We start from the raw sequence: 10,732 nt of genomic DNA on the forward strand, positions 1-10,732 counted from the left end.
GGGCGTGGCATTCCGCACAAAGGCCAGGGCGATCGACAGCACAGGTGCGCCAGTCCTAGACGCGGAGGGCCGGCCAGTGGTGACCGAGCTGTCCCATGTGGCGCCGGTGGCGGTGGTGGATGCTGAAACCGCGTCCGTCATATCGCGGGATTGCCTGCTGGCCGTTCTGGGCGAGCCGGTCACCCGACCGTGGGCCGACGTGCTGCTGTCCAGTGTCAGCATCCGGGTATCCCTGGCTGCAGCGCCAATCAGCGGGCCAGTGGACGCAGGCGCGGTCCTGTAGGGCTAAACGAGCCCATGCAGGCTGCCTTCCGGCGCTACGCCGAGCTTCACCAGCCACGTAGCGACCAGCTCGATCATGGCCGTTTCGTCTTCCGGGTAGGCGTCAATCAGGCGCTCTTCGACGTCGTCGCAGACCTCCCAGAAGGCCTCTGACTCGCCGTGCTGCAGCAGAGCATGGCTGATTCCGTTGAACGCCAGCTCATAGTCGGCTTTCTGCTGGCTACTCATCGTCACTATCCGGCTCAACCATCCCAGCCTCTCGGATGATCCTATCCACGCAACCGTGAAAGTAAGCCCAGTCCTCGGGGGCAACGTATTGTTCGATCACCTCGGCCTCTCCGGCTACTTCCTCGGCCTGTTCACCTTCCGGGCTGGATTTGGCGATGATCGCCGCCCGGGCCTTCAGGTCGTCCAAGCGGTCGTCCAGTTCTGAGCGGGTCAGTTTTGCGTTCATGGACAGATCCTATGCCCGGCGGGCGTTATGCTCCGGTCAAACGGAGGTGATGCGTGTGCTATTCAGCTCAGATTGAGGCCGACTACAAGAAGTTCGTCTTGAACTACGGTGCGGTGGTTGACCTTCAGACCTTCGCCAAGCTTTGGCTGCGCGAAGGGGACAAGCCGCGCCCCAAGACGCCCAGGGCGATGGACCTATCGTTCCTGAAGTCGAAGGAGCCGGCCATGGTGCGCCTCGCAAACGAGATTCGGGAATGGGACACCGAGCAGGTCGCACAGCTTGAGACGGAGCTGTTCAAGCAGGCCAAGCGCCTAGCCGACGCCGAGCGGAAGCTGGCCGAGAAGCCGACCAAGACGGCGGCCAACGAGCAACGCATCGCCGGCAACAAGATCGAGCAGATCAAGCGGAAGATCGCGGACCTGAAGCGGTCGAAGCCCGAGGCGCGCGACTTCCGCATGTTCCCGGGCTACTACTGCCCAGTGTTGGTCAGCGAAAACGGCAAGCTGGTCGTGAAGCCGATGCGCTACCAGTGCCGGCCGGCCGGCAAACCTGCCGCCTACGATGCGAAGTACCCAGGGACGTACAACGCACGTCGGGACAACCTGGAAGGGTTCTGGAAGGGCGAGTTCGGACATACGCATGGGCTGGTCGTGGCCAGCCGCTTCTATGAGCACGTCGAGGTCGATGGCGAAAACCAGGTGCTGGAGTTCGTCCCGCGCACCGGGGAGGACATGCTCATCGCGTGCCTGTGGTCGCACTGGAAGGATCCGAAGGGGGTGGAGCCGGATCTACTGAGCTTCGCTGCGGTCACCGATGACCCGGAGCCAGAGGTAGCAGCAGCTGGCCACGACCGGACCATCATCAACATCAAGCCCGAGCACGTGCAGGCCTGGCTCAACCCAGACCCGAAGGACCTGCAGACCCTGTACGCCATCTTCGATGACAAACGGCACCCGTTCTATGAACACAGAATTGCAGCGTAGTCAGGTGGGATTCGAACCGGCGACTATCTGGACGATTGGCCACTCCACGCACGCCTGGGAGGCCTTTGTCGATGTTCTGCAAGCCCACCGAATCGACTCAATCGTGGACGTAAGGCGGTTTCCTGGCTCCCGAAAGTTTCCGTGGTTCGGCAGCGACGCGATGAGCTCACAATTGCCCCGGGACGGCGTTGGCTACGAATGGATTCCTCAATTAGGAGGGCGGCGATCAGTGCTGCCGGGGTCGCCGAATGGCGGGTGGAGAAACTCGTCATTTCAGGGGTACGCGGATCACATGGCCAGCGCGGAGTTTGCGAACGGGCTTGAGCAAGCCTTGGCCGCAGCTGCGCAAGGGCGCACGGCCTTGATGTGTGCAGAGCTGTTGTGGTGGCGCTGCCATCGGCGCTTGATTTCGGACCTCTTGGTACACCGGGGGCACAAGGTCCTGCATATCCAGAGCGAACGAGCGGCAGAACCGCACCACCTCAATCCAATGGCCCAAGCGGTAGGCGAGGACCTTAGATATCCCCCTTTGCAGCTCGGTTTGCTTTAGGCCTTCAGGGCAACCCCGCCTATCTCCGCTCGGACTTCGCAGAAATGCTTGACTGAATTGAGGGCGATGGTCATGATCCGCCCCCTCTACTGGGGAGTAGGGGGCCCGGTTCGCCGGGCTTTTTCTCTTTAAGGCTCAATCGTTCTGCTCCATATCAAGAGCCCGGGGGGGGTAGCTGGGCTCTTGTCGTCTTATCCGAACACCAAGTTCCATGGGATGTCGGAATCTTGGTACTTGAACCTGAAACCATCGAAGTCGGTCTGCTTCGCGATCTTGCCTTGGTCATCGATCAGGGTCCGCATTTCTACGGTGGCACCTTTAGGGTGCATGATCCTCTTTCCGTCGCTAGCTCCCGGGCGTGGTCGCATTGGCTCCGTGGAGAGTAGCTTCACTGGTCGACGCTCTTGTCCTGGCCCCTCTAGGTACATGGCAACTGATTCCATAACCCTCTCTCTCTATCGGCTGTTTGTGTGGCCCCAAGTAAATCATGAGGTAGATGAACTGCTAGCGGCCTGATCAATCTGACGATGGGTGTTTCTACGACTTGCTGGGCAGCCAATCTAGAGCTGATCGGTTGTCCAGAACCGCTGCAAATCCAACAACGCAGGGGAGTCTGACTGCGGGCCTATCTGCTGAAGCTGTTCGGCTTCCCGTACCCACTGTTGAGTGCTGAGCTTCTGTAGCACACTGCCATCAACGTCTTTGCATCCCATGTTCCACTGAGTGAAGTAGGGGAGGTCTATGGGGTAGTTATGCAGTTCCTGTATGTCGTGATGAAGTGTCGACGACCGAATTCGACCATAAATTCGGTCTACTCCATCCGCTGGTCCTTCAAAATACTGAAAGAAACGCGAGCCATCGTACAGAAGGATTCCCGTTACGTTCGCAATCTGATTGTGTGCTCGAGCATCAACCAACAAGTTGTCTAACTCTGTGATCCTAAGGCCGGAGATCGCACGGCTGATGTAAGCAATGGCACGGTAGGGCATAGTGGTAGCTGATGCTGAGGGTGGCATACATTCCCACAGTGGCTCGTGTTCGTGAAGGGGATTTTTATTGCGGATTTGGGCGGGTCCGAGGGCTCCGCGCCTTATGCCTATTCGCGAAAAGAGTATCGTATGGAGGCGGATGCAACGGACGTAAAACTGTCAGAAAGCTGCTTCGAATCGGGGATCCGTTTCTGCCAACTGTTTGAACTCTTTTCTTATCTGCACGTTAACCGCATGTTTAGTGCAATTGGTTCGACTTACTATAGCATCCGTAACTTCATCCAGAATTAGCCAAAAGCCGTCCGTGGCTCCATAATGCTCGTAGGCGTGGCGGAGCCGCGTAACTTCAGCTTCTGTGAGCTCGGTTCCTTGAGTGGTTGGCATCATCTGATGATCCGTCTACTACGAATTGGTAAGGCGGAGATCGGGAAGTAACTAATGGGTTAAAGCAATCTGGAGAACTGACTGCCTTGCCCGCCCGTTCGAGAATGCGTTGTAAGCTGTGGAGTATCGCTACCTCGTCCTGTGCGTCTTGAACCTCTTTGGTGATTTCAACCGCTATCTGTAAAAGCCTTTTGAATAACGCGGATCGCTGTGGTAGTGGCGTATGCGCGGAGTTCGCTATGAGCTCATGGGCTGCAAGATCAAAACGGCATCTTAGGAGCGCATACTGGGTTTGCTGAATAGTCATGCTTTCTCTCGATGCTTTTTGCGAAGATCATGTGCCTCCTTGGGACCGCCCACAAGTAGATTTAAATTAATGGTTAAGCGATCTGTTTTGTGACTTATGTCAATGTTCTACAAATTCCATTCGAAGATTGAAGGACATTGGTTCCGCCTAGGTGGGGTGTGGGTCTTCCGCGCGATAGCAGAGCTATGTGAATCTGTTTTCTCTCTCCCATCGATCGTTCTCCAACGATTGATGGTTTTTGGGGTCGCAGGTGGGCTCCTGAAGGGGCCGAGAGAGTTGAGCATTGTGCGTACTGATAGGAGGCCATTCGCCTGGTGCATATGAGGTTCATCGCCATTTGCCCTGGGATCCAGTCGGTGGATGCTCACGCGTCATGCTCCACCCTAGCTAGACGCGCCACATCTTTTGGCTGTGTGGATGGCGCTGGTGAGCGCGTGCTTTTGCCACTAGGTGATATGGCGACTATGAGCTAGAATTTGCGGTGATGGCTCACCGGCCATCAGCATCCTTCCTCTTGGGAAGGGTGGTCTCTGCGCTGCGAGCCCAAACTCCGGCGTGCCGGCCGCGTAGCCCAAACTGCGCGCGTGACGCCCGCAAGGCTCGTCGTGATTCCGGCTTCTTTAAGGTTCCTTAGGATCGTTATCGTTGTCTAGGGTGGATGCTGAAGCATGCATTGTGGCTTGTAACACGATTTTTTGGACGTTTAATAGGATTCTATTCTCGTCTTGACGGTCGCGTACTGCTGCGACTATTTGTGCAGCCAGTTTCCGAAGTTCTAATAGTTTTGTGTTGGGGCCAACTGCTGGTTATTCCGCGCTTCGATCAGGAGCTGATACGCAAGGCGATCAAATTGGAGCCGGAGTTTTTCATACGATCGAGGCATGGTAAATAGAGAGTTCGCCGTGCGATCTTTTTTGACGTTCAGCCTGCTTGTGGCGTTCAAAGACCCCGTCATTCAATAAGGGATCTATCTCGAATTGTATCTATATCGCTTGCAGTAGCGATGAGAGAAGGGCGCCCAGTAGAATGCATATGACCGTGGTCCAAATTCGGGCTGACCTCTCGTCGCGCGGCTTCATTGTGGGCTCTCGGTACGTAGTAGCGGAGACCAAGGATGCATTTGATGCCGTGAACGATTCGTGCGCGGCAGAGGGTTCTATTTTCTCTTTTAGCAACCGCAGAATTTAGCCCAGGCCTCCATCATCTCTCGCCGTCGCTCAAGCATCGTTCCGCGCTTATAAGCAGCCTTGGATTTGTCTTTGATGGTGTGTGCCAGCGCCGCCTCGGAAAGGTCGTCCGGGTACTCGCCGACCTCATCCGCCCACGTTTTGAAAGTGGTCCGGAAGCCATGAACGGTGACGTGGCCGTAGCCCATGCGGTTCAGCAGCGCCAGCATCGCGTTCTCGGACAAGGGCTCCCCGGTGGCGTCGTTCGGGAATAGAAGCTCACGATCACGCCGTTGCCTGGCCAGCTCCTGCGCGGCCAGAGGTAGGGGCACGACGTGTTCTTTCTTCGCCTTCATTCGGTCGCCTGGCACGGTCCAGTTGAGGCCCTTGGCGTCTAGCTCGGCTGGCACTGCGCCCGTGGTCATCCCCGTGCGAGCCGCTGTGAGGATGGTGAACTCCAAGGCTCGCGCCGACTCGCCGATCCGTTTGCGCAGCTCCCTCATGAACCCCGCCATCTCGCCATAAGGCAGGGACGGGAAGTTCTCAACCTTGGTGACGGTGGTTGGCTTGGGCAGGATCATGGCGAGGTGACCCTTCCACCTGGCCGGGTTGTCCCCGGATCGGTGCTTCTGGACCTTCACGGCATCGAGGATGCACTCGACTCGCTGGCGCACGCGGGTTGCAGTCTCGGTCTTGGTGGCCCAGATGGGGCGCAGCACGGCCAGCACGTCCTCGGTTTCGATCCGGTCCACGCGTTTGGAGCCGATGATCGGCTTGGCGTAGGTTTCCAGAGTGTTGGTCCACTGGTCGGCATGCTTGGCGTTCTTCCAGCCGGCCCGGCGTTCGGCGATGTACGTCTCGGCCGCCTCCCAGAAAGTCGGCGTTGCTGCTGCGGTCGCCTTGGCCCGCCGCCGTCCAGCCAGAGGGTCGTGCCCAGCTAACAACAGCTTCCGGGCAGCTTGAGCGGCATCCCGGGCCTCGGCCAGGGATATAGTGTGAGTTGGCCCTAGGCCCATCTCGGGGCGCTTGCCCTCGAACCTATACCGAAAGATCCAGGACTTGGCCCCGCTGGCGGTCACCTGCAGATACAGGCCGCCGCCGTCGGCGTAGTAGCCAGCCTCGCTGATTGTTGCCACCTTCCTGGCTGACAGCTTGTGCAGCTCAATTCCCATGAATGCCCTCCATTGCAACCCGCCCAGCTACCCGCCCACTGAGCGCGGATTGTAGTGGAAATTGGCGGATCGTGGCGGAGTGTGAAACCTAGGCGTATCAAGGGCTGAGACTGGTTTCACGGGCTGTCGCGGAACGCTGCGGATTGGGCGGAGGCAGACCCCCTCTCCGCCAGATTAAAAAGAAAAGGCCACCCATCGGGTGGCCTTTTCTTTTTCAGCTTGGGGAAGCATGGGAGGTGAGAACCCCAATGGGTTCGACCGCCGGCGTAGCTGGTGAGACGGCGCAGCCGCCGAAGGGTGAGATGCGAAACGCCGAATCAATCGCCGCTCCGCCAGATACCGAAAAGCCGCCCACTGGGCGGCTTTCTATTGCTTGGCGGCAAGCGGGCAGGGGCGGTCGGCTGATTCAACCCAGCAGCGCACGTGCCCTGGTTTCCGCTTCGTCGCAGCTGCCCACGACCAGTAGCGGATAGCCCCAGAAGTTCTCGAAGATGCGGCCGAATTCCAGTGCCTTGTCGCGTGCCTCCACAGTGTCGGCAACATGCAGCTGCGCTTTGATGTACCGCACGATGGCGGGCTTGTTGGCCTTCATCCAGCTGGCGACCTTGCGCCGTGCATCGAGATCGGGCTCGGCGTCGTCGAAGCCACCTCTGGCAAGGAATACAAAAGGCTGCTGGCGGGCAAGCAGGGCTGACATGTCGTCCAGCACCTTGTCAGTGGGCTCGGCGTTGGCGGGTGAACTGTCCAGCCAGACCAGCGGGAAGCGGGAGGGATCGACGCGCATGCTTCTGGCTCATTTGCAAATAAGAGCCATTATCATTTAAGGGTAAGGGGCGGCGCAATCGTCTCGCCATGACGCAGCGTTCCAGCCCGGGCCGGCGGCAGCGAGCGGTTAGACTAAGCGCCACGTTATGTAGGTGCCTTCCATGTCTGAAATCCTTGTGCCCGTGTCCTTTGGCGAGTTGCTGGACAAGATCTCGATCCTGCAGATCAAGTCCGAGCGGATGAGTGATGCAGCCAAGCTGGCCAATGTGCGCAAGGAACTGGCCGCACTGGATGCCACCTGGGCGGCGCATCCGGCTGCCGCCCAGGACATCGCGGGGCTGCGGGGCGAACTCAAGGCAGTGAACGAACGCCTGTGGGATATCGAGGACGATATCCGCCTGAAGGAAAAGGCGCAGGCCTTTGATGATGCTTTCGTGCAACTGGCACGCAGTGTCTACATCCAGAACGACGAGCGCGCGCGCATCAAGAAGGCCATCAATCTGGCGCTGGGCTCCAGCTACGTGGAAGAGAAGTCCTACCAGGACTATCGCGCAGGCTGACAGCTGCAGTGCTGCCTCGCTTTGCTCCCTCCCTTGCGCAGCAGGGGAGGGTTGGGGAGGGGTTGGCTTTCAGGCTTTCTCGTGAACCACGCGCTTCGCGGCTTATGCAGCTCCCGCATCGCAGCCTGGCAGCCTCTCAGTTCGGATGATCCGCGCGGTAACGCTCGAAGGCGGCAATGGCGTCGTCAACCGTGATCAGCGACATCACCTCGTCAAACTCGATCTTGGTGCCCCACTTGAGCTCGGCCGCAGGCGTGTGCAGGTAGCGGCGCGCGGCATCGTCGTAGCGGTCCACGCAGTAACGACGGTCGGAGTAAGGACCGCTGCGTGCCGGGTTACTGGCCGCATGCAGGCCCAGCACCTTGCAGCCCACCGCGTTGGCGATGTGCATCGGGCCGGAATCGGGGGTGACCACCAGTTGTGCGCGGGCCAGCAGGGCGGGCAGTTGCTTGAGCGTGTCCTTGCCGACCAGGTCCAATGCCGGATGCCGCATGGCGGCAAGGATGGCGTCGCTGGTGCTGCGTTCCAGGTCGCTGCGGCCGCCGCACAGCACTACCCGCCAGCCCTGGCTGGCGGCGTGGTCAGCCAGGGCGGCATAGCGCTCGGCATACCAGTTGCGGCGTTGGTGGCTGGAGCAGGGCGAAATCATCAGTACCGGGCGGCCATCGTCCTGCCACTGCGCACGGGCCCAGTCGTGCGCCTCGGGCGGCGTGGCCAGGTCCCAGCTCACCTCCGTCTGCTTGAAGCCCAGCGGTTCGCAGAAGCTGCCGATCGCATCCAGCACATGGATGCCAGGCCGGTCGGGGATGCGCTCGTTGATGAAAAGCCCGTGCAGATCCTTGGAGCGCGATTTGTCGTAGCCGATGCGGCGCCGCGCCGGGATGAAGGCCGACAACAGGTTGGCGCGCGCGGCAACCTGCATCTGCAGCAGGGCCTGGAAGCCTCCACCGGGAAATTCGCGACGCAGCGCACGCATTCCCGCCAGGCCGGTCTTCTTGTCGTAGACGTGGAACTGCACGCCGGGCAGGCCATCAAGCAGCTTGTGGCCTGCCTTGTCGATCACCCAATGCAGCGGTGTGCCCGGCATTGCGCCCTGCAGGGTGCGTACCAGGGGGACGACGTGGGTCACATCCCCCAGCGCGGAGAGGCGCAAGAGACACAGTGGGGGGGACGTTGCAGGCATGTGTTGTTAGACTCGCAATGAATGGTCGCATTTGACGCCACTGAAGCGCTGACGCCGTGCCGCGATGGTCGTGGCTATGGCGCCATTCTGTTCGACCGCGAACGCTTGCGGCAAGCCGAACCGAGCCTGTTTGCGCCCGCCCACTGGGGCGAGCGTGCGCGGCCGGTAGGCGAGGGCGGACGTGGCGGTGCCTGGTTCGTGGATGCGCCGTTTGGCCGCTGCGTGCTGCGGCACTACCTGCGCGGCGGCGTGGCTGCCCGGTTCAGTCGCGACAGCTACCTTTGGCAAGGCTCGCACCGCACCCGCAGTTTTGCCGAGTTTCGGCTGATGCGTAAGCTGGTAGCGCTGAAGCTGCCGGTGCCGCGGCCACTGGCGGCGTTCTACATGCGCGAGGGCCTGCGCTACCGCGCGGCGATCCTGATGGAGCGGCTGGAGGATGTACGCTCGCTGGCCGATCGTGCGCTGGTGGCGGGCCGCGGTGCGCCCTGGGAAGAGGCCGGGCGGATGATCGCGCGCTTCCACCGCGCCGGGCTGGACCACGCCGACCTCAATGCCCACAACATTCTGTTTGACGCCAACGGCCATGGCTGGCTGATCGATTTCGATCGTGGCGTGATGCGCATCCCCGCCACCCGCTGGCGCGAGCGCAACCTCAAACGCCTGCTGCGGTCCTTGTTGAAGCTGCGCGGTGAGCGCAGCCGCGAGGACGTGGAGCAGGACTACGCGCGGCTGCGCCGCGCCTATGATCTGGCCTGGAACCGGGGCGTGTGAAATGAGTTGGGCCTTGCGTTTTCTGGGCGTCGGCAACGCGTCGGCGGTGGAACTGGGTTCGCCGATGTCGGTGATCGAGCGCGGCGGAGCGCCGTGGCTGACCATCGATTGCGGCGGTGAAGGGCTGACTGCCTATCGCGATCATTACGGCCGCATGCCCGATGCCTTGTTCGTGACCCATATCCATCTGGACCATGTGGCCGGTTTCGAGCGCCTGTTCGTCGATGCCTTCTTCAATGCGCAGCGGCGCGGCAAGGTGCGGCTGTACGTGCCGGCGCCGCTGGTGCCGCTGCTGCACAGGCGGGTGGGCGACTACCCCAATGTGCTGGCCGAAGGCGGCGCCAACTTCTGGGATGCCTTCCAGCTGATCGTGGTGGGCGAGGCGTTCTGGCATGAGGGCGTGCGCCTGGAGGTGTTCCCGGTGCGCCACCACTGGCCGGAGACCGCCTATGGGCTTCGTCTGCAGGGCGCGTTGGTATGGAGTGGCGACACCCGCCCCATCCCGGAAATGCTGGCGCGCTTTGCCGCCGACAACGAGCTGATCGCCCACGATTGCGGCCTGCACGGCAACCCCTCGCACACCGGTGTGGATGATCTGGAGCGTGAATACGACGCCGCCACCCGGGCGCGGATGATGCTCTACCACTACGCCAGCGCCGCCGATGGCGAAGCACTGCGCGCGCGCGGCCACCGCGTGGCGATGCCGGGTGAGTGCATTGTGTTGGCCGAACCGACGGCGCCACGCGCCGAGCCGTTCGAAGGCTGAGTGGTGGGCTTCGGCCCCGCGAAGTCTGAGGGCACGTAGCGCCCAACGTGATGGGAGCAATGAGGGCTGAGCCCCTCGCCCGTCTGCGGAAGAGGGGGTGGGGTGAGGGCAAGGCCGGAGCCAGCCTCTGTCAGTCCCATCCGAAGCAACGTAGCCCGGGTAAGCGCAGCGCACCCGGGGAGCGCATGCCAGGTGGCTCGTAGTCCTTGAAAGGCCAAGCCGTAGCCGGCAACCAGTCGATCGTCCCGCCGAGGTTCTGTCCTAAAAGCCCCGGGTGCGCTGCGCTTACCCGGGCTACGGCGCTACGACGCTACGGCGCGCACGGACAACGCCGCCGCTTCATCAGCAGCGCCATTCTCAAGGGCTTGAAAAGGTGGCGACCCCGCCGGCTGACCTCGGC

General features: G+C 61.0%; 12 protein-coding genes. 6 read left to right on the forward strand and 6 right to left on the reverse strand.

Going from position 1 to position 10,732, the window contains the following annotated elements; all coding sequences use genetic code 11:
- Positions 1-79: 79 nt before the first annotated feature.
- Positions 80-283 (forward strand): hypothetical protein, encoded by a 204-nt coding sequence (locus B2527_RS09320; protein ID WP_293708687.1) that lies wholly within the window; start codon positions 80-82, stop codon positions 281-283.
- A 2-nt stretch (positions 284-285) separates the two neighbouring features.
- On the opposite strand, the gene B2527_RS09325 is transcribed toward B2527_RS09320, so the two are convergent.
- Positions 286-510, reverse strand: a complete 225-nt coding sequence (locus B2527_RS09325) for a hypothetical protein (RefSeq protein WP_293708688.1) — start codon at positions 508-510, stop codon at positions 286-288.
- A complete protein-coding gene (locus tag B2527_RS09330) occupies positions 503-736 on the reverse strand; it encodes a hypothetical protein (protein WP_293708690.1) in 234 nt (77 codons plus the stop codon). The genes B2527_RS09325 and B2527_RS09330 overlap by 8 nt, the downstream gene beginning before the upstream one ends.
- A 53-nt stretch (positions 737-789) precedes the next feature.
- Between B2527_RS09330 and B2527_RS09335 the strand changes: the two genes are divergently transcribed.
- Both B2527_RS09335 and B2527_RS09340 read left to right on the forward strand, forming a co-directional pair.
- On the forward strand, positions 790-1,719 hold the full coding sequence (locus B2527_RS09335) for an SOS response-associated peptidase family protein (RefSeq protein WP_293708692.1): 930 nt from the start codon (positions 790-792) through the stop codon (positions 1,717-1,719).
- The gene (locus B2527_RS09340; protein ID WP_414717052.1) at positions 1,697-2,269 is read left to right on the forward strand and encodes a DUF488 family protein; all 573 of its coding nucleotides are present in this window, start codon (positions 1,697-1,699) and stop codon (positions 2,267-2,269) included. Before B2527_RS09335 ends, B2527_RS09340 begins: the two co-directional genes overlap by 23 nt.
- Before the next feature lie 560 nt (positions 2,270-2,829).
- Here B2527_RS09340 and B2527_RS19580 read toward each other — a convergent pair.
- The 3 genes from B2527_RS19580 to B2527_RS09350 form a co-directional block, all read right to left on the reverse strand.
- Positions 2,830-3,285 carry a BLUF domain-containing protein gene (locus tag B2527_RS19580; RefSeq protein ID WP_414717054.1) on the reverse strand — a complete coding sequence of 152 codons (456 nt, stop codon included), beginning with the start codon at positions 3,283-3,285 and terminating at the stop codon, positions 2,830-2,832.
- 1,832 nt (positions 3,286-5,117) lie between these two features.
- The gene (locus B2527_RS09345) at positions 5,118-6,287 is read right to left on the reverse strand and encodes a tyrosine-type recombinase/integrase (protein ID WP_293708696.1); all 1,170 of its coding nucleotides are present in this window, start codon (positions 6,285-6,287) and stop codon (positions 5,118-5,120) included.
- 406 nt (positions 6,288-6,693) lie between these two features.
- Entirely contained in the window at positions 6,694-7,071 is a 378-nt protein-coding gene (locus B2527_RS09350; protein ID WP_293708698.1) for a hypothetical protein, read from the reverse strand.
- 142 nt (positions 7,072-7,213) lie between these two features.
- Between B2527_RS09350 and B2527_RS09355 the strand changes: the two genes are divergently transcribed.
- On the forward strand, positions 7,214-7,612 hold the full coding sequence (locus B2527_RS09355) for a DUF6165 family protein (protein ID WP_293708699.1): 399 nt from the start codon (positions 7,214-7,216) through the stop codon (positions 7,610-7,612).
- A 136-nt stretch (positions 7,613-7,748) separates the two neighbouring features.
- Here B2527_RS09355 and B2527_RS09360 read toward each other — a convergent pair whose 3' ends face one another.
- A complete protein-coding gene (locus B2527_RS09360; protein ID WP_293708700.1) occupies positions 7,749-8,795 on the reverse strand; it encodes a glycosyltransferase family 9 protein in 1,047 nt (348 codons plus the stop codon).
- Between the two features lie 21 nt (positions 8,796-8,816).
- Between B2527_RS09360 and B2527_RS09365 the strand changes: the two genes are divergently transcribed.
- Both B2527_RS09365 and B2527_RS09370 read left to right on the forward strand, forming a co-directional pair.
- On the forward strand, positions 8,817-9,566 hold the full coding sequence (locus B2527_RS09365) for a 3-deoxy-D-manno-octulosonic acid kinase (protein WP_293708701.1): 750 nt from the start codon (positions 8,817-8,819) through the stop codon (positions 9,564-9,566).
- A 1-nt stretch (position 9,567) separates the two neighbouring features.
- The gene (locus B2527_RS09370; RefSeq protein WP_293708703.1) at positions 9,568-10,332 is read left to right on the forward strand and encodes an MBL fold metallo-hydrolase; all 765 of its coding nucleotides are present in this window, start codon (positions 9,568-9,570) and stop codon (positions 10,330-10,332) included.
- Positions 10,333-10,732 lie beyond the last annotated feature (400 nt).

The sequence above is a fragment of the Stenotrophomonas sp. UBA7606 genome (assembly GCF_002477705.1).
Lineage (GTDB): Bacteria > Pseudomonadota > Gammaproteobacteria > Xanthomonadales > Xanthomonadaceae > Stenotrophomonas.